Origin of the sequence: Streptomyces sp. NPDC047108 (assembly GCF_040643575.1) — a bacterium.
Taxonomy (GTDB): Bacteria; Actinomycetota; Actinomycetes; order Streptomycetales; family Streptomycetaceae; genus Streptomyces.
Window position 1 is genome coordinate 584,675 of record NZ_JBEYUP010000003.1, and the last position, 25,234, is coordinate 609,908.

At 73.7% G+C, this 25,234-nt stretch carries 22 protein-coding genes; 5 read left to right on the plus strand and 17 right to left on the minus strand.

Going from position 1 to position 25,234, the window contains the following annotated elements:
• The first annotated feature begins 79 nt into the window (after nucleotides 1-79).
• Nucleotides 80-1,024: a DUF5996 family protein gene (locus ABZ822_RS10725; protein ID WP_360850135.1), complete on the plus strand. Its 945-nt coding sequence runs from the start codon at nucleotides 80-82 to the stop codon at nucleotides 1,022-1,024.
• A gap of 42 nt (nucleotides 1,025-1,066) precedes the next feature.
• On the opposite strand, the gene ABZ822_RS10730 is transcribed toward ABZ822_RS10725, so the two are convergent.
• The 14 genes from ABZ822_RS10730 to ABZ822_RS10795 form a co-directional block, all read right to left on the minus strand.
• Nucleotides 1,067-1,507, minus strand: coding sequence for a VOC family protein (locus ABZ822_RS10730; protein WP_360850137.1), 441 nt, complete (start codon nucleotides 1,505-1,507; stop codon nucleotides 1,067-1,069).
• A 161-nt stretch (nucleotides 1,508-1,668) separates the two neighbouring features.
• Nucleotides 1,669-2,187: a GNAT family protein gene (locus ABZ822_RS10735; protein ID WP_360850140.1), complete on the minus strand. Its 519-nt coding sequence runs from the start codon at nucleotides 2,185-2,187 to the stop codon at nucleotides 1,669-1,671.
• An 87-nt stretch (nucleotides 2,188-2,274) separates the two neighbouring features.
• A complete protein-coding gene (locus tag ABZ822_RS10740) occupies nucleotides 2,275-5,568 on the minus strand; it encodes a GH92 family glycosyl hydrolase (protein WP_360850143.1) in 3,294 nt (1,097 codons plus the stop codon).
• A gap of 273 nt (nucleotides 5,569-5,841) precedes the next feature.
• The gene (locus ABZ822_RS10745; RefSeq protein ID WP_360850146.1) at nucleotides 5,842-6,363 is read right to left on the minus strand and encodes a hypothetical protein; all 522 of its coding nucleotides are present in this window, start codon (nucleotides 6,361-6,363) and stop codon (nucleotides 5,842-5,844) included.
• A gap of 276 nt (nucleotides 6,364-6,639) precedes the next feature.
• Complete coding sequence (locus ABZ822_RS10750; RefSeq protein WP_360850149.1) at nucleotides 6,640-7,233, minus strand: hypothetical protein; 594 nt, start codon at nucleotides 7,231-7,233, stop codon at nucleotides 6,640-6,642.
• 17 nt (nucleotides 7,234-7,250) lie between these two features.
• Nucleotides 7,251-8,069: an FkbM family methyltransferase gene (locus ABZ822_RS10755; protein ID WP_360850152.1), complete on the minus strand. Its 819-nt coding sequence runs from the start codon at nucleotides 8,067-8,069 to the stop codon at nucleotides 7,251-7,253.
• The gene (locus tag ABZ822_RS10760; RefSeq protein ID WP_360850155.1) at nucleotides 8,066-8,296 is read right to left on the minus strand and encodes a Trm112 family protein; all 231 of its coding nucleotides are present in this window, start codon (nucleotides 8,294-8,296) and stop codon (nucleotides 8,066-8,068) included. The genes ABZ822_RS10755 and ABZ822_RS10760 overlap by 4 nt, the downstream gene beginning before the upstream one ends.
• A complete protein-coding gene (locus ABZ822_RS10765) occupies nucleotides 8,293-9,303 on the minus strand; it encodes a DMT family transporter (protein WP_360850501.1) in 1,011 nt (336 codons plus the stop codon). Before ABZ822_RS10765 ends, ABZ822_RS10760 begins: the two co-directional genes overlap by 4 nt.
• Complete coding sequence (locus ABZ822_RS10770) at nucleotides 9,303-10,079, minus strand: methyltransferase domain-containing protein (RefSeq protein ID WP_360850158.1); 777 nt, start codon at nucleotides 10,077-10,079, stop codon at nucleotides 9,303-9,305. The genes ABZ822_RS10765 and ABZ822_RS10770 overlap by 1 nt, the downstream gene beginning before the upstream one ends.
• The gene (locus tag ABZ822_RS10775) at nucleotides 10,076-11,476 is read right to left on the minus strand and encodes a condensation protein (protein WP_360850161.1); all 1,401 of its coding nucleotides are present in this window, start codon (nucleotides 11,474-11,476) and stop codon (nucleotides 10,076-10,078) included. The genes ABZ822_RS10770 and ABZ822_RS10775 overlap by 4 nt, the downstream gene beginning before the upstream one ends.
• 97 nt (nucleotides 11,477-11,573) lie before the next feature.
• Nucleotides 11,574-16,226, minus strand: coding sequence for an alpha-(1->3)-arabinofuranosyltransferase family protein (locus tag ABZ822_RS10780; protein ID WP_360850164.1), 4,653 nt, complete (start codon nucleotides 16,224-16,226; stop codon nucleotides 11,574-11,576).
• Nucleotides 16,223-16,966: a class I SAM-dependent methyltransferase gene (locus ABZ822_RS10785; RefSeq protein ID WP_360850167.1), complete on the minus strand. Its 744-nt coding sequence runs from the start codon at nucleotides 16,964-16,966 to the stop codon at nucleotides 16,223-16,225. The genes ABZ822_RS10780 and ABZ822_RS10785 overlap by 4 nt, the downstream gene beginning before the upstream one ends.
• Nucleotides 16,967-16,970: 4 nt before the next feature.
• A complete protein-coding gene (locus ABZ822_RS10790) occupies nucleotides 16,971-18,215 on the minus strand; it encodes a glycosyltransferase family 4 protein (protein WP_360850170.1) in 1,245 nt (414 codons plus the stop codon).
• Between the two features lie 323 nt (nucleotides 18,216-18,538).
• Nucleotides 18,539-19,630: a DUF3068 domain-containing protein gene (locus ABZ822_RS10795; RefSeq protein ID WP_360850173.1), complete on the minus strand. Its 1,092-nt coding sequence runs from the start codon at nucleotides 19,628-19,630 to the stop codon at nucleotides 18,539-18,541.
• Nucleotides 19,631-19,802: 172 nt separating this feature from the next.
• Between ABZ822_RS10795 and ABZ822_RS10800 the strand changes: the two genes are divergently transcribed.
• The 3 genes from ABZ822_RS10800 (at nucleotide 19,803) to ABZ822_RS10810 (ending at nucleotide 22,292) form a co-directional block, all read left to right on the plus strand.
• On the plus strand, nucleotides 19,803-20,018 hold the full coding sequence (locus ABZ822_RS10800; protein WP_360850176.1) for a hypothetical protein: 216 nt from the start codon (nucleotides 19,803-19,805) through the stop codon (nucleotides 20,016-20,018).
• A 3-nt stretch (nucleotides 20,019-20,021) separates the two neighbouring features.
• Nucleotides 20,022-21,227 carry a helix-turn-helix domain-containing protein gene (locus tag ABZ822_RS10805; protein ID WP_360850179.1) on the plus strand — a complete coding sequence of 402 codons (1,206 nt, stop codon included), beginning with the start codon at nucleotides 20,022-20,024 and terminating at the stop codon, nucleotides 21,225-21,227.
• 447 nt (nucleotides 21,228-21,674) lie between these two features.
• Entirely contained in the window at nucleotides 21,675-22,292 is a 618-nt protein-coding gene (locus tag ABZ822_RS10810) for a hypothetical protein (RefSeq protein WP_360850182.1), read from the plus strand.
• Between the two features lie 197 nt (nucleotides 22,293-22,489).
• Here ABZ822_RS10810 and ABZ822_RS10815 read toward each other — a convergent pair whose 3' ends face one another.
• The gene (locus ABZ822_RS10815) at nucleotides 22,490-22,939 is read right to left on the minus strand and encodes a MarR family transcriptional regulator (protein ID WP_360850185.1); all 450 of its coding nucleotides are present in this window, start codon (nucleotides 22,937-22,939) and stop codon (nucleotides 22,490-22,492) included.
• Nucleotides 22,940-23,049: 110 nt separating this feature from the next.
• On the opposite strand from ABZ822_RS10815, the gene ABZ822_RS10820 reads away from it, so the two are divergent.
• On the plus strand, nucleotides 23,050-24,069 hold the full coding sequence (locus ABZ822_RS10820) for an NADP-dependent oxidoreductase (RefSeq protein WP_360850187.1): 1,020 nt from the start codon (nucleotides 23,050-23,052) through the stop codon (nucleotides 24,067-24,069).
• Between the two features lie 103 nt (nucleotides 24,070-24,172).
• On the opposite strand, the gene ABZ822_RS10825 is transcribed toward ABZ822_RS10820, so the two are convergent.
• Both ABZ822_RS10825 and ABZ822_RS10830 read right to left on the minus strand, forming a co-directional pair.
• Nucleotides 24,173-24,670, minus strand: coding sequence for a hypothetical protein (locus ABZ822_RS10825; RefSeq protein WP_360850190.1), 498 nt, complete (start codon nucleotides 24,668-24,670; stop codon nucleotides 24,173-24,175).
• A gap of 13 nt (nucleotides 24,671-24,683) precedes the next feature.
• Nucleotides 24,684-25,154: a copper-binding protein gene (locus ABZ822_RS10830; protein ID WP_360850193.1), complete on the minus strand. Its 471-nt coding sequence runs from the start codon at nucleotides 25,152-25,154 to the stop codon at nucleotides 24,684-24,686.
• Nucleotides 25,155-25,234: the final 80 nt, after the last annotated feature.

Sequence of the window (25,234 nt, forward strand, 5' to 3'; positions counted from 1 at the left end):
GCGACGTGCCGCCCCGCGCCCGGACGGTCATGATGGAAGGGTCCGGGACGCAGGAGGGACGGGCAGGAAGGGGAACGCCATGGAGCTGTTCCCGGAGATCCCGTACGACCAGTGGCGGGACACCAAGGAGACGCTGCACCGCTACGCGCAGGTCATCGGCAAGATCCGCCTCGCCGCGAGCGTGCGGCGCAACCACTGGTGGAACGTTCCGTTCCATCTGACCGGACGGGGCATCACCACCCGCCCGATGGGCCAGGCCGACGGCAATCCGCTCTTCACGATCGACTTCGACTTCGTCGACCACCAGCTGATCGTCAGCACCCTGGACGGCAGGGCCGTCTCCTTCCCGCTGTACGGCCGGTCCGTGGCCTCCTTCCACGAGAGCACCCTGGCCGCGCTGTCCGATCTGGACGTGCGGGTGACCCTTGAGCACCCGCGGCCCTTCGATCTGCCCGACACCGGGCGGCCGTTCGCCGAGGACACCGAGCACGCGGCGTACGACCCCGCCTGGGCCATCCGCTACTGGCAGGTGCTCAGTCAGGTGGCCGCGGTCCTGGAGGAGTTCGCGGCGCGCTTCTCGGGGAAGGTCAGCCCGGTCCACCACTTCTGGCACACCTTCGACCTCGCCCACACCCGCTTCTCCGACGCCCACGTCGATCAGCCGACGGACGCCGACCCGGTGACGCGCGAGGCGTACTCACGGGAAGTGATCAGCTTCGGCTTCTGGTTCGGGGAGGACACCTTTCCCGAGCCCGCCTTCTACTCCTACACCGCCCCCGAGCCCCCGGGCCTGGCCGAGGAGCCGCTCACGCCCCCGGCCGCGCAGTGGGCGGCCCGCAAGGACAGCCATCTGGCGGTACTGCGGTACGACGCGGCCCGCGCGGAGAGCGATCCCCGCGCCGCCGTGCTCGGCTTCTACGAGAGCGCCTACCAGGCCGGGGCCGGGCGCGCGGGCTGGGACGTCGCCCGGTTCGCCTGCCCCGGCGGGGTCACGGACCAGCACCTCTCGGATTCGCGCCTCTGATCGTCTCCGGGGCGGGCCCCGCCCGCTGCCCGCCTCGGGCGTTCAGTCGGTGCGGGCGTAGATGCCTTCGAGCATGCCCGTCGCCTGGCCCACCTCGATCAGGTAGCCGTCCGGGTCGCGCATGTAGCAGCGCAGCTCGGCACGGCGGTCGAGGGGCGGGGTCAGGAACTCGGCGCCCTTCGCGCGCGCGGCGTCGTAGAAGCCCTGGATGTCCGCCACCCGCACGTTGAGGAAGCTGGAGACGGTGGCGGGGTCCTCCGGGGGGCGCAGTACGACGTCGGGCTTGTCGTCGGTGGGCCCGCCGCCGGGGTTCATGATGATCCAGCCGTTGGCGACCTTGACGATGCAGGGGTTCTCCTCCAGAACCACCGTGCCGCCCAGCACCTCGGCGTAGAAGGCCCGTGAGCGCGGCACGTCGCGGACGGTGATGAAGTGCGTGAGCACCAGGCCCTCGGCCGGCGCAGGAAGATCTGCGTGGTTCATACGCTGCTCCCGCTCGTGGTGTGGCCGGACATGCACCGAGCGTAGGCCGGGGACAGGCGGGCGGCATGTCGGCTCCCGCGGCCCGCAGCAGGCGCACGGCCGCGCCTGGGCGCCGGCGGTACCCGAGAGCGGCCGCGCCTGAGCGCCGGATGGGCAGCGCGTCAGCCCTCGTCGAGTTCGCCCGCGAGCAGATCCATCAGCAGGCCGTCGTGCCAGGTCCCGTCCGGCCCTCGCTCGTACCGGCGCATCACGCCGACCGGACGGAAGCCCGCCTTGCCGTAGCTGCGGATCGCGGCGGTGTTGTCGGCCGCCGGGTCGATGACGATGCGGTGGTGGCCGCGGTCGGCGAACAGGTGGCGGGCGAGCGTACGGACCGCGTCCGTGCCCAGACCGCGTCCGTGCACGGCCGGGTCGAGGTAGAGGTCGATGCTCGCGTGGCGGTAGTCCGGGTCGGTCTCCTCGCCCCACTGGATGGCGCCGATCACGCGGCCCGCGGACAGGACCGCGTACGTCGTGGTGTCCGGGTCGCGCAGGTCCTCGGCGACGGCGGCCTCCAGATCCTCCCCGCCGCCCCAGCGCCGGTGGACCTCGGGTGTGCTGCGGATGCGGGCGAGGACGGAGACGTCGGCGCGGCTCGCCGGCCGCAAGGTCACCCGTGCTCCCCGGAGCGTCTCCTGCATGCCCTGAACGCTACGGCAGCCGGGGCCGGGCGCGATGGCGTACGGCGGTTTCAGGAAGCCCCGCCCGTAGCCTCCGCGTCCGCCCGCTCACGTCAGGGTGATCGCGTAGATCCCGATCCGGGGGTCGTCGGGCAGGGCGACCGAGCGGACCGTCCTGGAACGGTCCAGTGCGGCGGTGTCCGCGAACAGCCGGACCGCCTTTGCGTCGGTGCCCTGGCCGGCCTTGATCCGGTGCGGCATCTCCAGCGCGACGGAACTGCCGTCGGGTGCCTTGCCCGCCCAGTCGCCGACGGTGACCGGCACCTCGGCGCGGCCGCCGTCCTCGTAGCGCACCGTCAGACGGGTCGTCACCGGGCCGTTGTGCGCGGCGGCGACGAGGCGGAGCGAGCCGGGGCGGCGTGCGGGCAGCAGCAACGTCTGGCCTCGTGCCTCGACGAAGTCCGGTGCGCTGCCGGTGGATTCGGGGGCGTCGTACAGACTTCCGTCCCAGACGACCGGTCCGGCCTCCGGCAGCAGCTCTCCGTCGTAGGCGAAGCCCCGGCCGTCGAAGTCGCCCTCGTCCGGGCGCCCCGAGGTCGCCGAGCCGTCGTGGTTGCGGTCGGGGCCGAGGGCGACCGCGCAACTCGCGCCCGCGGTCCCCGCGCAGGCCGCGGGCGGACGCACGTCGACCGCGGCGTTCCGGGTCACGGTGCCGGCGCCTTCCGCCGTCACGTCGATGCGGACGGGGTACGAGCCGACGGGGGTGGAGGCCGGGACGGTGACCGCCAGCTCCACCGTCTTCTGCACCGGCTCGTGCCCGGACCGGATCTCCATCGGCGAGGACGGAGCGGCCGTCACCTTCCAGCCCGGCGGCGCCTTCGGCGACACCGAGACGCGCAGCCGGTCCGGCGCCTGGGCCGCAACGTCCAGCGTCAGACGGGCCGTTCGGGCCGTGTTCCCCTGCGGGACGGCGTCGGCGGACGTGCGCAGCGAGGCGTCCACATGGCGGCGGGGGTCGGCCGGGGCCCGGCCCACGGACGGGGGTTCGGCGCCCGGTGCGGTGCCCCACGAGGACGGCTTCTCGCCGAGCGTGTGGTCCAGGGAGCCGCCGTGCGCGAGTGAACGCCAGCCCAGCCAGGAGGTGGTGACGTTCCTTCCGTCCAGCGTCGCCTTCCGGATGTACCGCTGGGAGTCGCTCGCCCCGGGTGCCTTGATCCTCAGAGTCCCGCCCTGGTCGTCGCCGTAGCGCCCGATGCGCACCGTCGCCGACGGGAACTGCGGGCTGGACAGGGCGAGGAAGTCACCGCCGTTCATCGTCGGATAGAGGCCGAGTGAGGAGAAGACGTACCAGGCCGACATGGTGCCCAGGTCGTCGTTGCCGGTCATGCCGTCCGGGCCGTCGGTGAACAGCGTCATCGCCGCCCGCACCACGTCCGCCGTCTTCGCCGGCGCACCGGCCCAGTGGTAGACGTACGGGGCGAGCAGATCCGGCTCGTTGTTCGGGTTGTACGTCGGCTTGCTGTAGTAGTCGTACGGCTTGGAGATCCACTCCTCGCGCGCCGTGCCCGCCGGGTCCTCGAGCAGCTTGTCGTGGGCGAAGAACGCGTCGAGCCGCTTCTCGGCCGCCTTCCTGCCGCCCATCAGCGACACGAGCCCGGCCGGGTCCTGCGGCACGAGCCACTGGTACTGGTACGCGCCGCCCTCGTGGAACTGGTGCCCCGCGGCGACCGGGTCGTACGGCGTCACCCAGGTCCCGTCGGCGGTGCGCGGTCGGAAGTGGCCGGTCGAGGAGTCCCACAGGTTCCGGTACCACTGGCCGCGGCCCGCGAACATCCGCGCGTCCGCCTCGTGCCCGAGTCCGCGCGCCATGAGGGCGAGCGAGGCGTCGGCGGCCGCGTACTCCAGGGTGGCCGATGCCGGGTGGTCGCAGTCGTTGTCGCCGCCCTTGTCGGCGCACTCCTTGCCGATCTCCAGACCGGAGGGGAGGTAGCCGCGCTGCTCGTAATGGTCCACGCCCGAGCGGCCGTTGAAGGGCGAGTCCGCGGGCGGCGTACTGGTCGCGTTCTTCCGCAGCATCGCGTACGCCTCGTCCTCGTGACCCTTCAGGAGCCCCTTCGACCACGCCTCGACGAGGAAGGGGGTCACCGGGTCGCCGGTCATGATGTTGGTCTCGCTGTTGGCGAGCGCCCAGCGCGGCAGCCAGCCGCCGTCCCGGCCGATGGCGAGGACGGACAGCGCGACGTCGCGGGCGACCTTGGGCGTGAGGAGTTGCAGGAGCTGGTTCTGCGGGCGATAGGTGTCCCACAGGGAGAGGTTCTGGTACGGCGTGAAGCCGGACGCGGTGTGGACGTCGTCGTCGAAGCCGCGGTAGCGGCCGTCCACGTCACCGGCGAGGTTCGGGTGCAACTGGGCGTGGTAGAGCGCGGTGTAGAACGCCTTCCGCCGCTCCTGCGGACCCCCGCCGATCCGCACCGAGTCGAGCTGCTTCGCCCAGGTGTCGCGGAGCGCCTCGCGCGTGGCGTCGAAGTCGTAGGAGTCCTTCGTCTCGGCCCGGAGGTTCTTCCGGGCGCCCTCGATGCCGGTGTACGACAGGCCGGTCTTCACCACGACGTCCCGGTCGGATATCGCGTCGAACGACACCCAGGCGCCGTTGCTCCCCTCGCCCTCCGCGTGCCGGCTCCCGGGCTCGGGCTTGGTGCCGCGCCAGGTGCCGTGGGCCTTGAAGGGACGGTCGAAGGTGGCCGTGAAGTACACGGTGTGCCGGTCGTCGCCGGAGCAGAACTTGCCCGCGCGGACGCGGCCTTCGACGGTGCGGTCGCCGACGACGCGCACCTCGGAGTCGAACACGTCCTGGTTGGCCTTGCCGGTGTTGAACATGACGTTGGCCGACCCGACGGCCGGGAACGCGTAGCGCTGCCAGCCGGTGCGCGGGGTGGCGGTCAGCTCGGCGTCGATGCCGTAGGTCTTGAGCCCCACGCGGTAGTAGCCGGGCTCGGCCTCCTCGTCGGCGTGGGAGTACGCCGAGCGGTAGTCGTCGGGATCCACGCTGCGGACGGGGCCGGTGGTGGGCATGATCGGCAGCTCGCCCGAGACACCGCAGCCGACCCCCGACAGATGGGTCTGGCTGAAGCCGTGGATCTTGTCCTGCTGGTAGTCGTAGCCGCCCTGGCCGCCGGTGTCCGGACTGACCTGGACCATGCCGAAGGGCGCGCTCGCGCCCGGGAAGGTGTTGCCGAAGTTCTGGGTGCCGACGAAGGGGTTCACCAGGTCGACGGGGCTGTCGGCGTGGGCGGCCGCGTTCCGCATCGGGCCGATGACGTCACCGATGAGGAGCCCGGTGACGAGCAGGACGGCCGCCACCGCTGCCGACACCGCGCGGATCCAGACTGACCGGAGTCGCATCGGTCCACCCCTTGTGCTCGCGTGCTGCCGCGGCAGCTGACAACGTTGTCCGGCCGAGTTCGCGAAACGGTTTCACGCACCCCTGGAGCTGTCAATGGGCCTGAGGGGAACGGCCGGTGGCGATACGGGGGCATGTGTGACGAGTCGGTGTAATTAGGGTGGAGTCGGGGCAACTGGTGCGTCTGGTGCTGCCGGTCGTTTCGTGTGCTCAGGGCCGCGCCACGGGCCGTCGCCGTGCTACCGGACGTCGCCGTGCTACCGGACGTCGCCGTGCTACCGGTCGTCGTCCGTCAGCTCGCTGCGCGCGTCGTGCAGCCCGGCGAGCGCCTCGGCGAGGAAGCCCTCCGCGGCGTCGAGGCTGTGCCGCACCTCGCGGTCGTCGCCCATGCTGAGGTAGGCGCTGATCAGATTCGCTGCGGCCACGACGGCGTTGCCGGCCGCCTCCATCGCGGACGGCTCCGGCTCGTCCGCGCTCTCCGCCTGCAGGGTGTCCAGGGCGGAGCGCTGCAGACGGTTGGCGAGCACGGCCAGGCCCAGCCCGTCGTCGCCCACCATCGCGTTCCATCCGGCGATCAGTTCGGGCAGGCCGGTGGGTGGGTCCTCGGCCGGGTGGATCCGCGCCGCGATCTCCGTCTCGACCGTGGCCAGGAGCGCGCCCAGCAGCTCGGGCAGGTCCTCGGGCCTCGGGCCCGCGGGGCGCAGCTCGGGGTCGACGACGGGCTCGGCGCCGAGACCCACCAGAGCCTGCAGCACCTGGTCGGCGGACAGCGGGTGATCACTCTCGGAACTGGTCACCCCGGGTCAACGAGCCTCCGCGCCGACAGGTCATGGCGGACGCACCCGGTTGCGCGATCGCGTGCGCCGACAGGTCATGGCGGACGCACCCGGTTGCGCGATCGCGCTCCGTCGTTCCGTCCGGTCCCGCCCGGGCGTCGGGGGTCGGACCCGGTCGTCCCGCGCTCCTGTGCGTGTCACCCGCGGGCCTCCCCGGCCTCGCGGGCCTCCTGCGCCATAAGCGGCCTGTGTCCCGTCGCGGCCGCCCCGCCCGAGCCCTCTCACACGACGTCCGCCTCAGGGGTCGAGGCGCTGGAGCAGTCCCCACGTGAACTCGGCGACGTGGCGCACCCGTTCCTCCGATCCTTCCTCCTCGGGAGCCGTGAAGACGAGCTGCCAGCGCGTGGGCGCCGTGCCCTCCTTCGGCGTCGCCGGGGCGAAGGCGCGTGCCACCTCGTCGATCGTGCAGCACCAGGGCCGCAGGTCCGCCGCCGAGCGCAGCTCCGGGCCCGGGGCGCCCGGAGCGCGTACGAGCCACTCGTTCCACACCTGGCCCCCGGGCCCGGTGACCACCTCGAAACGCAGATCCGGCCACAGCGGCAGCCGCCAGCGGAGCGCCTCGCAGACGAGGTCACCGATCCGCCGGGGCAGGACCTCCTCGGGCCGGCCGAGCGCCGAGCGGTAGCGGCTGACGGCGGTGCGCGCTCCGCGGCCGTGCGCACGGGCCTGCCAGACGCGGTTCGCCTCGCGCATCTCGGCCCTGCCGACGCCGAGTTCGCGCACGGCGTCCCCGGCGAGCCCCGGCTGGTGGTCGGCCATGCGCCGCAACAGGACGAGGGTGAACTCCAGCGGGCCGAAGGGGCCGGAACCGGGACGGGATGCGGAGGTCATGCCTCCAGTCTCCACCGTCACCACGGCGCCGGGAGGACACGGCGGCACCGCGCCAGGTGCGGTGCCGCGCGGGGACGGTGCCCGGACGGGAGGAACAGTACGGAGTTGACGTAACGGCGGTGCGGGGCGAGCGTGCGGCGCAGCAGTCCGTGCTCGGCGACATGGCCCCGCCGGTACTGGTGGCCGGTCAGGTCGAAGGAGGACAGCGGCACCCATGTCCTCCGCGGCAGTACCCAGCCCGTGTAGCCGTGGTCGTTCAGCAGGGACAGGACGGGGCCGAGCGGCTGGATGCGTGCCTCCAGCTCGACGAACAGCGCGGGCCGGTCGCGCCGCAGGACGCGCTCGGCGCCACGGAGCACGGCCAGTTCGCCGCCGTCCACATCGACCTTGATCAAGCCGACGTCCGTCACCCGCAGCTCTTCCAGGAGGTCGTCCAGGGCCGCGCACCGCACCTCCAGAGCAGTGCCGTGGACCTCACGGCGTACGAGTGAGGACACCCCGCGGTCGCCGCGCCCGCCGGGCGGCAGCCACAGCGTCGCCTCGCCCGTACGGTCCGCGGCTGCGGCCTGGACGACCGTGACGTTCCCGGGTGCCGCGGCGGCGAGTTGGCGGGCCAGGTGCGGTACGGGTTCGACGGTCACGACGCGGTCGGAGCGGCGCGCCAACCGCCGGGACCACGGCCCGTACCAGCCGCCGACGTCCACCGCCGTGCCGCCTCGGGGGCAGAAGTCGGCGAGCCGGCGCAACTCCGGTTCGAACCAGGGGTAGAGCAGCGCGGCGCCCGCACCCACCAGTCGTGGCGGCAGGCGGGGTGCGAGGCGCGCCGCGAGGGTCACGGGCCGCTCCGCCCGGAGTCGGCGGGCGGGTCGCCGAGCAGACGCGTGTGTTCGGTGTCCGTGACCGTCTCGCCCGAGGAGGGGAGCAGCTGGGGGATGCCGTCGACGATCGGATAGCGGCGTCGCAGGCGGGGGTTGTAGAGCGCGTCGCCCGGCGCCGGCAGGATCAGCGGGCCCTTGTCGAGGGGGCAGGCGAGGATCTTCAGCAGCGGGTCGTCGGGCGTCATGGGCGCGCTCCTCGGGGGACGGCGGGGCCGGTCGCGGGGGCCTGTGCGTTCGTCGGCTCGGTCGCGGTGTCGCTCCTGTGCCCGGTGGCCCGCCCGGTCGGGGACGACGAGGCGGCGGCGCTGCCGGGCGGCTCCGCCTCGTGGCGCGGCAGCATCAGCAGCACGGTCACGGCCAGGGCCGTGCCGCCCAGCCGCAGGGCCAGCCGCACCGGGTCGTGCGGCAGCGGCTCGCCGAACGCGAAACTGCCGCTCGTTGCCGTGAACACACAGGTGACGGTCGTGCACACCGGCACGATCAGCGAGGCCCTGCAGCGCTGCAGCGCGGTCTGCGACAGCACGAGCCCGGTGGCCCCGGTGACGAGCAGGAGGTACGGGTACGGGGAGGTGATCAGGGCGCGTGCCGCCCCGCCGATGTCCTGGCGGTCCAGCAGCCCGGACACACCTTTGACGGCCAGTGAACTCACCCCGTACAGCAGGCCGACGGCCACCCCGTACTCCACGCCCGTCGTCGGCAGCCGGTGCCGGCGGCGGGTGCGGCGCTCGGCCGATCCGTAGAGCCACAGCCCCGCGGCGAGAGACGGCACGCAGAGCGCGAGCAGGGTGCCGGTGGGCGCGCTGCGGCTCACCGCCTCGGCGCTGCCGTGGAGCGAGGCGACGACCATGGCGAGCGCGACGGTGATGACGGCGACGCCCCGGCGCTCGCGTCCGGTGGGCCGTTCGCCGAGGACGAGCGAGGACAGCAGGAGCAGCAGCACCAGCCCGGAGACGAACAGGCCCTGGGCGGCGACGATCGGCAGCGTGCGGTAGACGGCCAGTTGGGCGGCGAAGCCCAGGGCGAGGGCGAGGGAGCCGCCGATCCACAGCGGGCTGCCGATCAGCAGCCGGACGGCCCGGGCCGGCCGCCCGGCGCTCAGCGGCGGCAGCCCGGCGAGCGCCCGTTTCTCCAGGACGAAGCCGGTGGAGTAGAGGACGTTGGCCATCAGCGCCGCGGCCACCCCCCACCACATCACGGCGCCGCACCCGCAGTCCGCCGCGCGTGGAGCAGCAGGATCGACGCGACCGACGGCCAGCGGCAGGCCGCCCGGTCCAGCGGGCGCAGCGGCCGCGGCACCCCGTGGAACGGGGCACCGGCGAGCGCCACGACCTCGAAGCCGGACGCGGCGACCAGTTCCCGCAGCGCGCGGGCCGTGTACAGCCGCAGATGGCCGACCACCTGGCTCCCGGGGCGCCCGTGGATCCGGCGCAGGCTCACCTCGGAGAAGACGGGCTGCACCCCGGCGAGCAGGAGTCCGCGGTTGTACCAAGCGGCGAGGTTGGGCGTGGAGAGCAACAGATGGCCGCCCGGACGCAGGACACGGCGCAGCTCGTCGAGCGCCGCGTCCGGGTCGACGAGGTGCTCGATCACCTCGCTGAAGAGGACGGCGTCCGCCGACGCCGTGGCGAACGGCAGCCCGCCGTCGGTCAGTTCGCCGCGCACCACGAACGGAATGCGGGACGCGGCCCGGCGCAGCGCGTCCTGCGACCAGTCGACGCCCACGACCCGGTGCCCGGACAGTACGCGGGCGGCCGTGCCCGCGGCCGATCCGTCGCCGCAGCCGACGTCGAGCACGGTCGCGGGCGGCGGTCCGCCTTGCCGTACGGGTCCGAGCGCGCGGGCGAGGATCCGGGCCTGGCGCAGGCTCCGCTCCGTGCCCGAGGCGACGGGGACGGCGGGGTCCTCGTAGAAGTCCCGCAGTCCGGGGGCGGCTTGCGAGGGCCGGGCTGCGGAGTGCGGGGGCGTCATCCGGGACTCCCCGGGGGCCAGGTGTCCGTTGCTGCCGCCGTCGCCGTGAGCGCCTGCTCGAAGAGGTCCGCCAGCGTTGCCGCCGCCGCGTCGTCCAGGAGGCGCCGCGTCCAGCGCAGCCCGACGTGGAGTCGGCCCGCGGTTCCGGCGGTCGTCAGCGTCAGACCGCGGGGCAGCCGCGCGGGCGCCGCGAACCAGACGGCCTGGGCCCGCCCCGCGTCCCCGAAGTCCAGGGGATAGGGGATGCGGCCGAGGTTGCTCAGCAGCGTCGTCGACGTCCAGGGCGCGGCTGCCCGCCGCAGCGCCCGCGTCACCGACGCCCGTACGCCCACCGGCAGGACGGGCGCGGTGAGCAGCGCCCCGCCCCGGCCGAGCGGCGGCCGTGCGGCGGACTTCAGGGCGCGCGTGGTGCGGGCCGTCCTGCGCAGCAGATGGGCGACGGCCTCCGGGTCGGGCCGCTCGTCGCCCAGCAGGTCCAGCTCGGCCCGGTCGCCCGTGGTGACGGGGACCTCGACGAGCCGCGTGCCGTTGCCGATCGGCATCTCGGCGCCGCGCGGACGGTCGTCCACCGGCATGGTGATGCGGACGGGACCGCCGGGACGGTCGTGCAGTCGGTTCCAGCGGGTCACCATCAGCGCGGTGGCGACGAGGAGTTGGTCGTTGACGGTGTACGGCGCCGGGCCCTCCGCACGCGGAGGGCGGCGCGGCACGGGGAGGTCGGCGAGGAGGACGCCGTTCCCGACGGCTCGTGCGGGGGCGTCGCGGGCGATCCGCGCGGGCCGGGCCCATGCGCCCCGCCCCGCGCCGTCCGGAGCCCTGACCCGGCCGGGCTCGGCACCCGGCCGCCGTACGGGCGGGGGCGCGGGCGTGGGGCCTCCGCCCCCGTAGATCTCGGCGGCCGTCGCCAGGACGCTCAGGAAGGCCGGTCCGTCGAGGGCGGTGTGGTTGACGGTGACGATCAGAACGCTGCCGTGCCCGTCGCTCTCCGGCCCGGGGGTGATCACCTCCAGCCTCAAGGGCGGTGAACTCGTCAGCGGCGGGCAGACGGAGAGGGCCCGGGCGCGCGCCTGGGCGAGGGCGCCGGGCCCCGGGGTCGGGAACGACACGGGGTCGCCGTCCGGCGTCCCGGTCAGCTCCCACTCGTAGCGCCGCCGGTACCAGCGGCCGGGGGCCTCCCGCATCAGGATCCGCGGATGCCGCAGCAGCGCTTCGGTGAACGCGGCGCGCAGCCGCCCGGGTTCGGGCTGTCCGGAGAGGTGGACCTCGAGGTAGACGGTCTCGGGCTCCTCGTCCTCGGCGCAGTGGCGCGAGATCTCGTCGACCGTGCCGAACGGAATCCGCGGCCCGGTCCGCGTACCGGGCCGGTCGCGCTTGGAGGACCGGGGGACGGTGGTCATGCGGCGTCCTCCCGCTGCCCGGCCGGGCCCTTCGCCTGGCTCCGACGGAGGGGCGGGACAACGGGGTCGGCGGTACCGGTCCCGGCCCGGGTCACGGTCATGCGGGCCCTCCTCCGTCGTTCCCGCGGTCCTCGCCGTCCTGGCGGTGGTCCCCGGATCCCGGCGCGCCCGGGGCCGAGGCGCCCGGCCGACGCCGCGGCAGGGGGGCGTGATCCGGGCGGCTGCCCGGCGGAAGGGCGCGCTCCGGCGCAGGCGGTGCCTCATCGGGCGGGCGGAGCCGGAACCTGAGTCCGCTCGCCCCCGGTTCCCTGCCGGACCCCGGCCCGTCCGGGGAGCTGCCCGGCCCGCGCGCCAGGAGAACCGGCCCCGCCGGATGCTTCGGCGGTGCCGACCGGCTCCGCGAACGCCCGGACCGGACCGGCGAGTCGGCCCCGTCCCCGTCCGTTCGCGGCAGCCGCTTCGTGGGCGGCCCGTCGTCCCCCGGCCCCTCGTTCCCCGGCCCGTCGTCCGTGCCCTCGCCGGGCCCGTCGTCCCCAGGCCCGTCACCGGACCCGCCACGTGCCCGTGCCAAGCTCGGGCGGTCCGCCGTCACCAGCGCCGCGGCGAGCGCCACGACCGCCAGCACCTGCGCGGGGGCGCCGAACGCGCCCTCACCCGCAGCGACCGGTTCGCCCGCTCCCGTCGCCGCCGCGACACCCGCGCCCGCCATCGCCACCAGCGCCGTCGGCACCAGCAGACCGGGCCGCAGCCGGGCAACCACCGCAAGGGCGGGGACGACCAGTGCCAACGGGCCCGCGACGACCGCGACGACGGCGGTCAGGACGACCGTGCCGAGGAACAGGCCCGGTCCCGGCGGCGACAGAGCGGAAGCGCTCCCGCGCTGCGCCCCGACACCGGGCGCGGTCCTCGTCGCGCTGTCCACCGCCCCGTCCCCAGCGCGCCGACCGCGGACGAACGCCAGCCCCGCCAGCAGCACGACGCCCGCCGCCCCGCCGACGAGCCCCGCCCGGTACAGCTCCGCGGGCTCGTACTGCAGGCGCACCGTGCCGCCCTTGCCTTCCGGGATCAGCCACGCCTGCTGCCAGCCGTCGAGCCGCAGCGGCGTCAGTTCCTTCCCGTCGAGGGTGGCCTTCCAGCCGGCGTTGGCGTTCTCGTACGTCTGGAGGTACGAGGCCGCGCCCGCGCCGACCGTCACCGTGCGCCGGTCGCCGCCCCAGTCCCGTACGGTCACCGACCGAGCCGTCCCGGACGCGGCCGGGATCTCGCCCGTCGACAGTGTGACGTCCGTGAGGGCGAGGGGGCCGGCGTCACCGGCCTCCACCACATGGCGTCCCGCGCGCAGACGGAGTCCGCCGTCCTTCGCGGGACCCGCGCACAACTCGACCTCGACCGGACGGCGTTCCGTCAGATCCCGTACGGAACCCGACGCCCTGGTCGCGTGCAGCGTGCCGTCCACGGCCAGCGGCGGGCCGTCCCCGCAGGGCAGGGAGAAGGTCTCGTCCGGATCGGGGGCGGGCACGCGCAGGTCGTCGAGCGCCGGGACGTACACCTCGCTCAGTCCCACGGGAAGCTGCAACTGGCCGTCGGCGAGCGGGTTGTGGAGGGTCAGCGGCGCGGTGCGGCTGATGGTGATGTCCAGGCGGTCGGTCCTGATGGGGTCGAAACGGGCCCGGCCGTATCTGTCGACGCCCGCCATGGCGGCGCCGTGGGGCGAGCTGATCAGCACCTCCTGCGGCTGCGCGGACACACCGCCCGCCGCGGCGAACACGATCTCGGAGATCTTCTTCTTGCCCGGCCACCGCAGATGGACGACCGGACGGTCCCCGGCGATCCACGCCGTCGTCAGATCGCGGTCCACCAGGTTCCGCGGGCTCAGCGACAGCCCGGCCCGGCTCGTCGAGTCCGCTGTGGCGGTGAGCCGGTCGCGGGAGCCGGGCGCGACACGGTCCAGCAGCCGGTCCAGCGCGTCACCCGGGACGGGCAGCGCCCGCGCGTGGATCCGGTACTCCCCGCCGGAGCCCGTACGGAACTGGCGGTGCAGACCCGCTTCGGCCGACGCCGGGGACAGCCCGCCGGGATCGCCGCCCCGGTGCAGCGAGTACACCGTCGCCCCCGCCGCTCCGCCGCCCCCGCCCGCGCCCTCCGCGTCGCGCGGCAGCGCCAGCAGCCGGGTCACCTGGACCCGCGGGACCGACACCTCGGAGAAGCCCGCCCCGGACAGACCGGGCCTGGCCTCCTGCGCCTCCAGGATCCGGATCCTCAGCCATGTCGCCTTCCCCGCAGGCGCCTTGACGCTCTGCCGTGCGCCGCTGGGCTGCAGCGGGCTGTCCGCACGGCCCCGGTCGGTCTCCACGCGGACGAGCGTGGGCGCGGCCCGCAGGCCGTTCCCCGGCAGCGGTGTCACCTCGATGGAGGCGGGGACCTCCACGGGGGAGGAGAAACCGATACGGAGCCACTGGCCCACAGGTTCGCCCGGACTGCCCTCCGCCCACGCCGTGCCGGGGTCGCCGTCGAACGCGTTCACCGGGTCGTACTGCGGGAGATGGAACAGCCAGTTGCCGCTGCTGGACGCGGTCACCGACGCGGCACCGCGCAGCACGGCCGTCGTCTGGTGCACGGTGCCGCGCGTGGGCAGGATCTGCCGCGGCTCACGGCCCGGGTCCTGCAGGCTGCCGGAATGGTTCCGCTCGGACTCCGTATAGGTGTAGGAGGTGCCCGAGTTCACCAGCCCGAACCGGGTGTCCGCGCGGCGCAGCCCGTCACCCACGGCTCGCAGGGGCGGGGTGCCGAGGCCCGGGTGGCTGTCACCGGCCAGCACGGCCGGCCGGCCCCGCATCGCCGGATCCGCGGAGAGCCGCAGCAGCGCTTCGGGGCCGCCACTGACGACGGCCGTCGTGGCGGCCGGTGCCAGCGAGACCCGTCCCGGCCGGTCCGCACCCCGCTCGGGGCGGTAGATCTCGACGGCCCGGAGCCGCGGGAAGAGCCCCTGGACCTGCACCGGGGTGTCGTCGGGGATCCGGCCCGCAGTGATCAGCGGACCGAACCCCGCGACCTTGCGGTAGCCGGACGACTCCAGGGTCCGCCTCACCGTCTGCGGCGGCACGTAGCCGATCTGGTCCGGGTCGAGGTCGTTGCGCACCACCACTTCATGGAGCCCGGCGCGGCCCAGGAAGGCGCTCAGGCCCGGGACTTCACCACCGCTCGTCAGCGCCTGCTCGACCGCGTCCAGGGCGCGCCGCGAACCCGCCGTACCGAAGGGGACGTAGTCGCGCTGCGCCCACCGGGACCGGGCGAGCACGTCGAGCGGCTGGTCGATCGGCGAGCCCCATGTGTAGATGCCGTGCGCGGTCGCGGGGACCACCAGCGCCCGGCTCCCGGATGCATGCGTCTTCAGCCAGCCGGCGGCGCTGCTCCAGTACGAGGGCAGCCCGGCGAAGGGGCCGGGCTGGAGGATGCTGCCGTTCGCGTACGGCCAGGCCAGGCCCGGCAGGACGAGCAGCGTGGCGATCACCGGGACGAGACGGCGGCCGCGCACCGGACGGGCGCCGCGCCGCACGGCCGCGACCCCGCTCAGGTGCGCGAGTCCGAGGGCGAGCGCGAGGGCGAGCCCCGGCTGGAACTTGTAGATGTTGCGGAACGGCCTGAGCGGTCCGTTCAGCCAGTCCCGGACGGTCTCGTGCAAGGGCGCGCCGAGCGAACCCCCGTACCCGGCAAGCGCGATGAGGACCACGGCCAGCACGGTCAGCACCAGCCAGCGCCGCTCCGGCAGGTCGCGTCGGGCCAGTCCGGCCAGCCCGAGCGCGGCCGCGCAGGCCGAGCCGATGACGACGACGAGCGAGGTGGCCACGGACCACCCGGCGGGCAGCCACGCCTCCCCGAAGTGGAGGTACGCGACCCAGTTGCCCGCACCGCGCAGCAGTTCGGTCGCGGACATCGTCGCGGTGGTGGTGTCCGCCTGCTCGATGTACGGCATGAAGTCCTCGCCGTACGCGCCGAGCAGCAGCAGCGGCACCACCCACCAGAGTGTCGCGAGCACCGTGCCGGGAACCCACCAGGCCAGCAGTGCCCGCCGGCGCGGCCCGCGCGGACGGGAGAGCAGATAGAGGCCGACGGGCAGCAGGGAGGCGAGCGTCGAGGCCGCGTTGACCCCGCCCATGAACGGGATCAGCAGGGCGGAGCGGGCCGCCGCGATCCGCGGCGCGAGATCCGCCCGGGTCAGCGGCAGCAGCACCCACGGCAGCATCGCGCCGGGCAGGGCGGCGGCGGAGGTCGAGCCGACGACGATCGTGAACGTGGGCCACAGCGCGTAGGCGGCGGCCCCGAGCAGGCGTGTGCCGGGCGCTCCGACGCGGAGCCGCTCGGCCAGGCGCAGGGCGCCCCAGAAGGCGGCGGTCACGACGAGGGACAGCCACAGCCGTTCGGCGATCCACACCGGGACGCGGGCGAGGTCCGTCAGCGCGTAGTACGGCAGGGACGGGAAGGCGTAGCCGATGTACTGGTCGGCGATCACGCCGAAGCCCGCCCGGTCGTGCCAGAGCGTCCCGAGGTCGCCGAGGAACCTCAGCGGGTCCAGGGCGACGCCGAGCTTGGTCTCGAAGGTCATCCTCCCCGGGGAGACCGAGCCGAAGGCGACCAGGACCAGCACCCAGAACCCGGCCAACCAGCCGCGGCCACAGGGGCGTGCGGGCGCGGGAGGCGGTGCGGGGGAGGGCGCGGGCGCCTGCGGAGGAGCCTGCACGGTGCTGCTCACGGAGACCTCCGGAGGATGAGGAGGAGATTCCAGGTGGCGACCTCGCGCAGCCCCGGGATCCGGGGGACGAGGCCCGTCAGGAACGGCCAGTAGCGTGAGCGCGCCGCCAGCACGCTCACGTCCTCACGGCCGCGCACATGCCGCAGGACCGGGCCGATGTGGACCGGGAAGAGGTTCTCGCCGACGGTGTGCTTGGCGGGGCGGCCGGTACGCCGGCGGTAGCGCTCGCGGGCGCGCTCGGCGCCCAGGTAGTGCCACGGGGCGGTCTCGTGACCGCCCCAGGGGGAGAGCCAGTTGGTGAAGGAGACGTAGACGATCCCGCCCGGGCGGGTCACCCGCACCATCTCGCTGAGGAAGGTCTGCGGGTCCGCCACGTGCTCCAGGACGTTGGACGAGAAGCAGACGTCCGCCGTCCCGTCGGCCAGCGGCAGCAGATAGCCGTCCGCGACCACCGCACCCTCCGGGAGCCGCCCGCGCGCGGCGAGTTCGGCCGGCGACGGCTCGAACAGGTAGCAGTGGGCGCCCTGCCGGCGGAACTCCTCGGTGAAGTAGCCGCTGCCGCCGCCGACATCGGCGACGACGCTGCCGTCCAGGGGCGCGTACCGGGCGACCTGGGCCACGGCGTCGCGCGCCAGCAGCCCGTAACACCGCTCGGGATCCTCCTGTTCGGAGAGGAAGGCCCGGAAGAGGGCCAGGGATCTGCGCAGGGAAGGGTCCTTGAAGGCGGGCTCGGCACACATCGGCTCACGCTCCGGCGGGTGCGGCTCCAGCGCCTGCCGACGCGTACGCCTCGGCGGCGACGTCGCGGAAGAGGCGGACCGTACGGCTCCAGCGGTACCGTGCCGCTCGCTCCGCCGCGGCCCGCCCCAGTGCCTCGCGCCGCCCGGCGCTGAGAGCGAGCGCGCACCAGGCGGCGGCGAACGAGCTCTCGCCGCGCGCCAGGAGACCCGTCACGCCGTCCTCCACCGAATCCCTCAGGCCAGGGATGTCGAAGCCGAGGGAGGGGGTGGCGCGGGCGGCGGCCTCGGTGACCACCAGACCCCACCCCTCGACCAGCGACGGGTGCAGCAGCAGCCACGCCTCGCACAGCAGCCGGTGCTTGGCCGCCTCGGAGACGTGGCCCGTGAAGACGACATCCGGTCCGGCCATCGCTTCCAGCCGCTGCCGCTCGGGACCCTCTCCGACGACGACGAGCCGCCCTCCGGTGACCGGGCGGACCCGCTCCCAGAGCCGTAGCAGCAGGTCGATGCGCTTGTACTCGACGAGCCGTCCCATGGCCAGGAACAGCGGCCCGGGTGCCTTGGGCAGCAGCGGGCCCGGCTCCTCGACGCCGTTGTGGACGACTCTGATCCGTTCGCTCGGGACGCCGATGGCGCGCAGGGCGGCGGCGGTCGAGCCGGACACGGCGACCATGAGGTTGCCGCGGTGCGCACCGGCCAGCGCCCAGTGCTCCAGCCTGCGGCCGATACGGGCCGCCGGTCGCGGGTAGCGCATCGGCCACAGGTCGGTGTGGACGTGGTTGACGAGGCACAGCGTGGGTCCGCGGTGCCACAGCGGAGCGAGGTACGGCATCCCGTTGCACACCTCGACGAGCAGGTCGCAGGGGCCGACCTGGCGGGCCAACGCCCGTCTGGCGCGCAGGAAGTGGCCCGCGTCGCCACCCGCTGACACCACGCGGTAGTCGCGGTACGCGGCCGGTCCGCCGCACACCAGCGTGACCTGGTGTCCGTCCGCGGTGAGGCCGTCGGCGATGCGGTCGACGAGGAGTTCGGAGCCGCCCGCCGCGGGGTTGCCCAGGTCGCGGCGGGCGAGGAAGACGATCCGGCGGGGGAACGCGGGCGGGCCGTGCCGTACGGGGACGGTCGCGGCAGGGACGGTGGTGGACGGGACGATGATGGGGGCGGTGACGGGAAGCCGGGGAACCGCGGGCGGCGGGGGAGCGGCCGGGACGGGGACGGGTCCGGCCAGGGGCGGAACGTGCTGGGGCATGAGCGCTCCAACTCGTCTCAGGGTGCGGACGCTGCGTGGGGAGTTGGCACCGGGGTGGGTGGTCGGCCGCCCGTGAGCTGGGGCATTCCGGGGGACCACGGGAGGCGGATTGCGCGTGGGATGGACAGTTTTCGCCGGTGTGTTCGGATCGGCTACTCACCCGGATGACAAGTTGCGGACCCTTCCGGGCTGACGAGTCATCACATTGCTCAGCATCGGGGGAAAGCGGATCGGCGCGTGATGGGCCAGGACCCGGCCCCCCGGCCCCGGGGCGGTGCCACGGGGCCGGGGGAGCGGTGCGTCGGGCGGCGAGGAGCCGCGGGTCAGCCGGACACGGACGTGGGCACGGAGGGCGGTGGAGCGGGCAGACGCGTGGTGCGCCGCGAGCGTCCGCGGGCCACCAGCACCCCACCGAAGACGGCCAGTACGGCGCCGGCCGCGGCACAGGCGGGCGGCAGCGTGTCGTCGACGAGTCGCAGCAGCCCGCTGTCCTCGGAGGCGAGGTCCACCTGCTCGCGCTGCGTCGCCGGCGTGAACTCCAGCCGGTCGCTCTGCAGCAGGGTGACCGCGTCCCGTTCGGCGCCGGGGGCGCGCAACGTCTTCTTGGGGGCGATGACGGCGTTGATGATCCGGCCCGTACGGCGGTCCACGACCATCTCGATCCCGTCGTTGGAGTACCACTCCTCGGCCAGGACCTGGCTCTGTCCCGGCCGGTCCACCACCCGGCCCGGCACCTGCCTGGTCCCGGTCTTCGCGGGTTCCACGGTCCCGGTGTAGCGGTAGCCCTCGTGGCCCCCGACCCTCGCCGTACCCGCGAAGCGGAGGGGCACCGTGGCGCCCAACGTGTTGTCCCACCAGCGATATCCACGTTTCCCGACATCGAAGGGGAACTTCAGGTACGCGTCGCCCTGGAAGGCGGGCGTCTCCTCGCAGCAGTGCACGGGACGGTTGGTGCGGCGGTCGGTGACCCAGCGTTCGGTGGTCCACTGCAGCGACTTGCGCGGGTCCTTCAGCGGCAGCGTCCGCGGGGTGTCGATGGTCTGGGACACGTCCCACACGGCGACACCGCCGCGCTCGCTGTCGGAGACGTCGCCGAGCACCCGGCGGGTGACGGTGAGGCGCTGGTCGTGGCGGACCTTCAGGGCTTCGGCGTCGAAGTAACTCCCCTGACCGGTCAGGACGGTGGTCACGTTCACGTCGACGGGCGTGCGTTTGGCGCGCGGTGCGACGTAGGAGTCGAGCAGCGGGGTGAGGACGAGCAGAAAGACGCCGACCCCCAGAAGGGCCAGGGGAAGCGGAGCCGGGCGGCCGGAGGGGACGCGGCCCGAGGAGGCCGGGCCGGGGGAGGTGAGGTCGGCGAGGGTGTCGTCGGCGGAGGGGTGGGCTGACGAGGTGCGGGCTGAACGGCGGCGCATACCGGGCACTCCGTTCGCTACCGGTGGACGGGGGGCTATGGGCCGGGAACCGTAAGGCGCGCTTGACGGAGTGTCAATGGGCTCCCACACTGGGCGACTACCGGACCGGGCCGGTGCGCGCTGCTGGGTGCAACCCTCAACTCCTCATCGGACAGAGAGGCTTCGCGAACCCATGCACAGACTGCTCGCTGCCGCCCTGACCTGCGTGGTCTCCGCCGCGCTCGCCGTCGCCACGGCCTTCGGGATCGTCGCCGCACTCCATGCCACGCCCGAGCAGCCCAACGTGCCGCTGGTCTCCTTCCCGGACGGACCGCCTCCGCCGTCGGAAGCCCCGTCGCAGTCCTCGGACCCCTCCTCGCCGCAGCTGTCACGGCAGCCGGGGCAGTGAGAGGTGGCCGGGCGCTCCGTCTGGCAGGACGTCCCGCGCGTACAGGTGCGGCAGTTCGCCGTCCTCGCCACCGCCGAACTCCCCGGCCTGGCCCAGGACATCCTGCACGAGATCCGCCGCGAGTTCCCCGGCCTGCCGGTGGTCCTCGACGAGTCGGGCGAACCGATCGCGCTGATCGGCATCCGCCGCGCGCTCCAGCACTTCGTCGAGCATCTGACCAGCGGGACCGGGGGCCCGAGCGTCCACCCGGAGGTCTTCCAGGACTTCGGACGCGGCGAGGTCCTCCAGGGCCGCAGCCTCGACTCGCTCCAGGCGATCTACCGGCTCGGCGTACGGCTCGCCTGGCGCAGACTCGCAGAGATCGGGCAGAAGGTCGGCATCCCGACACCTGCGATGTACGAGCTGGTGGAGGTCGGATTCGACTACCTGGACGGGCTGGTGGCCCAGTCCGTACGCGGGTACGCCGAGGCCGTCGCCCGGCGGGCCGGGGAGCGGCTGCGGCTTCAGCGCAAGCTCATGGAGGTGCTGCTCACCGAGCACCGTGCCGATCCGGCCGACGCACTCGCGGTACACGCCGCCGGGATCGGCTGGCAGCTGCCCTCGCAGGTCGCGGTGGCCGTGCTGCTGCGCCCCGCGCGCGAGGCGGTCGCCCCGGCCGTCGGCCATGACGTCCTCCTGGACATGGAGTCGGAGCAGCCGCGGATGGTGGTGCCCGAACCGGACGCGGCCGGGCGGCCCGAACTCCTGCGGCGTGCCATGGCGGGATGGTCGGGCGCGATCGGACCGCCGGTTCCGCTCACCGAGGCGGTCAAGTCGCTGCACTGGGCGGAGACGGCGGTACGGCTGATGGAACGCGGGCTGCTGCCCTCCGGTCAGGTCATGCACTGCACCGAGCACACCGAAGCACTCGTGCTGCTGCCGCCGGAAGAACTGGTCGAGGACCTGGCGCGCCGCCGGCTCGCGCCGCTCGCCGCGTGCGGGCCCGCCCACGCGCGACGGCTGGCCGAGACACTGCTGGCCTGGCTGGAGACGCGCGGTGGCGCCCCGGAGGTCGCGGCACGTCTGGGCGTGCACCCCCAGACGGTGCGCTACCGGCTCCGGCAGATCCGCGAACTGTGGGGGCCGGACGTGGACGACCCGGACCGTCGCTTCGAGCTGGAACTCGTCCTGCGGGCCCAGCGGTTGCGGGGCGAGTTGCAGGAGCTGTGAGGCGGGTTCGGGCGGGCGTCGGTTGGCCGGCGGCTGACGGCGGGCTCCCGGCCCCCGTCCGGTACGTGAAGGACGGGTGACGGATGACGGGCGCGGGGCCGGGAGGTGACGGGTGCGCGGGCCGGGAGCACCGGCCTGGCGCAGCGTGTGCGGGGCCCGGACGTCACCGGGGTCATCCGTCCCGTCCCGGGACCGCGCCGGGACTGCTGCCTGGTGTTCGGTGGTCGGCGTGAACGGCGGGAGGACGAGCCGGAGCCGGGGAATTGGCCCGTTCTGCCAGCATCCGTCTGCCCGCCACGCTGTCCGACACGGAATCCTCACAAGACGCGGATGTCATCGTTATCGAGGAAGCCATACTCTGCGGTCGCCATGGACTACTGCACTTTCTGCCGACGACACCTCAACGGGGCGCTGTCCTGCCCGGGGTGCGGCAGGCTCGTGGAGGGGATGGCTCCTCCGCCTGCCCGGTCCGCGGCGAAAGAGGAGTCCATACCCGAGACCCGTTCCCCGGCTCCCGCCGGGCGACGGGCCCACCGCCGCAACGCCCACGCCCGCAACACCCATGCGCGCAAGCCCCTGCCGCGCGGGCGCCGCGCGCGCCGTGCCCGCCGCGGGCCCCGCTTGGTCGTGGTGAGCAGTGCCGTTCTCGGCTTCACGCTCATATCCCTGGCGGTCGCCGAAGTCGCCACGGAGGGAGCCCTCTCCACCTCCCTCACGGATGACGAGTCCTCGGCAGCGGTGTCCGAGGACGGGAGCGGGGTCGGCGCCGACGCTACCGGCAGCGCGAGCCCGTCCGAGAGCGACAAGGCCGACGCGTCCCCGTCGAGCAGCGAGAGCGCTGACGAGAACGACGCGGCGAACAAGAAGAAGTCCAAGAAGTCGCCCAGCCCCAGCGACGCGTCGGACGGCCCCACGGCCACGGCAACGGGCGAGGCCTCCGTGCCGCCCCCGCAGCCGGAGCCCACACAGCCCCGGAACCCGGCCCCGCGGCCGACGACTTCGAGCGCGCCGCCCCCGCCGGACCCCCAGCCGACGTGCACCCGGTTCCTCTGGTTCTGCACCTGAGCCCCGCTCCGGCCCGTACCTGCACCCCTGCACCCGCCCGCACCTGAGACGCGGGCCCGTACTTGAGGTGCGGGCCCGCACCTGAGCCCACTCCTGCCGGTACGCGACCCTCCCGTACGCGACGCCGCACCGGATGTACGGGGCGGTGCCGCCAGGGGGAGGGGTGGGCGAACCGGAGTGGGCGGGAGCGCCCCGCCTCAGCCTCCGGCCGGAGCCGGACCGGCCTCGTCGCCGAGCATTCTGCGCAGCAGGTCCCGCAGCATCGTCCGCTCGACCGTCGTCAGCTCGGCGAGCGGCTCGCGTGCGAAGTCCAGGGCGTCGCCCAGCCGTGAGGCGGTGTCGCGGCCCTCGGTCGTCGGAGCCGCGAGCTTGACGCGACGGTCGGCAGGATCGGGGCGGCGCTCGACGAGACCGCGCGCCTCGAGCCGGTCGATGATGCCCGTCACATTCGACGGCTCGCACTTCAGGCGCTGCGCTATCCGGCGCATCGGCATCGGCTCGTGGGAGAGGAGTCCCAGCACTCGCGCCTGCGCTCCGGTGAGGGAGTGCTGGGCGGCGGCGTCCTCGTACTCCTCGTAGTAGCGAGCCACGACGGTGCCGATGAGCTCGACGACTTCGATGGTCAGGGGATCGGGGCGTGTGGCCATGACGACCAGAGTACCGGGTTACTTGACAACATGAAACATCCAGGCGCATGGTTGTTTCAGTTGATGAAACATTGCCGCGGTGAAACTGCGGCTGGAGGAGGCACCGCACCATGTCCGAACTGCCGAAGACCGGCCGGGAATGGCACCTCACGGCTCGCCCGCACGGCTGGCCGAAGCCCGAGGACTTCGCCCTGCGCGAGGCCGAGATCCCCACCCCCGGTCCCGGCCAGATCCTGGTCCGCAACACCCACATGTCCGTGGACCCGTACATGCGCGGCCGGATGAACGACGTGAAGTCCTACGTACCGCCGTTCCAGCTCGACCAGCCCATGGAGGGCGGCGCGGTCGGCCAGGTCCTGGCCTCGAACTCCGACACCGTCGCCGTCGGTGACCACGTCCTCCACGGCCTCGGCTGGCGTGAGTACGCGGTGCTGGACGCCAAGCACTCGGCCAAGGTGGACCCCGCTCTCGCCCCGCTCCCCGCCTACCTCGGTGTCCTGGGCATGCCCGGTCTCACCGCCTACGCGGGCCTGCTGGAGGTCGCCTCCTTCAAGGAGGGCGACGCCGTCTTCGTCTCCGGTGCGGCCGGTGCGGTGGGCAGCCAGGTCGGCCAGATCGCCAAGCTCAAGGGCGCCTCGCGGGTCATCGGCAGCGCGGGCTCCGACGAGAAGGTCCGGCTGCTCGTCGAGGAGTACGGCTTCGACGCCGCCTTCAACTACAAGAACGGCCCGGTTGAGGAGCAGCTCAAGGCCGCCGCTCCCGACGGCATCGACGTCTACTTCGACAATGTCGGCGGAGATCACCTCGAAGCCGCTCTCGCGACGCTCAACGTCCACGGCCGCGCCGCCCTCTGCGGCATGATCGCGCAGTACAACGCGACCGAGCCGACCCCGGCGCCGCGCAATCTCGCCCAGGTCATCGGCAAGCGGCTGCGACTGCAGGGTGTGCTCGTCCGGGACCACGCCGGGCTCCAGGAGCAGTTCGTGGGCGAGGTGTCCGGCTGGATCCGCTCCGGCGAGCTGAAGTACGGGGAGACGGTGGTCGAGGGCATCGACCACGCGGTGGATGCGTTCCTCGGCATGCTCCGCGGTGAGAACGTGGGCAAGATGATCGTCGCCTTCGGCGACTGACCGTCCGCTCAACGGGCCCCGCAGGGAGGGGCGTTGCGTTGAGGCCCGGCGACGGTCCCCGCGGACCGTCGCCGCCCGCGGGAAGGCACGTTGCACCCCCGCTCTACGGCCACGGCTTCCCGCGCCCGGGTGCGCGGGAAGCCGCGGTCGGTGCACCGCCGCCGACCGGTCCCGTAGAGCCGCTTCGCCCTCCGCCCCTCCGTGCGGTGACGGCCCGCGACAGACGGGCCATCGGCACCAGCGCGGCCAGCGCGACGGTGCCCGCCGACTCGACGGCGAGCGTCGTGGTCACCCACGGGGCGTCGACCGACTCGGTGAAGCCGAAGAGCCCGGTGGTCAGACTGAGGACCAGCGCGGCCAGCGTCCCCGCCGTGAACAGCGCACCGACCCCGGCGACCCATGTCAGGAGGCGGACGCCGGTCACGAGCAGGGCCACGGCCAGGAGGCCGCCCACGATCGCGTTGACCAGGAACAGCTCACCGATCGTCTCCAGATTCCCGTACCCCTCGCCCCACAGATACGCGTGGATCCCCGCCATGGCGGCGGTCAGCCCCGCTCCCGTGAGCCGCAGAGCGAGGAGCGCGCCGACGACGCTACGCATCACAACCTCACCCTCAGTAGCCCGAACCGTCGCCCGGCGTACTCGAACCGCTGGTCCCGCCCACCGTGATCTGGGTCCTCATGCCCAGGTCGTCGTGCGAGTCGACCGGGCAGTAGACCTTGTACGTGCCCTTCTGCAGCGTCATGGTCAGATCTCCCATCTGCCCGGGCATCAGCGTCTTCGTCTTCTGCTCGCCTCCGGGACCCTCGACCTCCAGTGCGTGCTCGTGCGTTCCGTTGTTCGTGGCCACGAACGTGTAATCCCCGGCCGTGAACGTCTTCTCCGACAACGCCAGCGTGAAGTCCTTCATGTCCACCGTCACGCGCGTCGCCGTCTTGTCGCCGCTGCCGGACGTCGGAGACGTGCTCCCCGAGTCCCCGCCACCGCCGTAGCCGCCGCCCCCGCAGGCGACGAGGACGCCCGCCAGCACACCTCCCGCGATCCCCAGCGCGGCACTTCTCCCGCCCCTCACCGTGATGGCCATGGTTCCGCCTTCCGCGAGTGCGCTCCCCGCCCCCGCAGCCGGCCGCGCCACTCCGCGCTTGTCGGCTCTGCGGCTGTCCT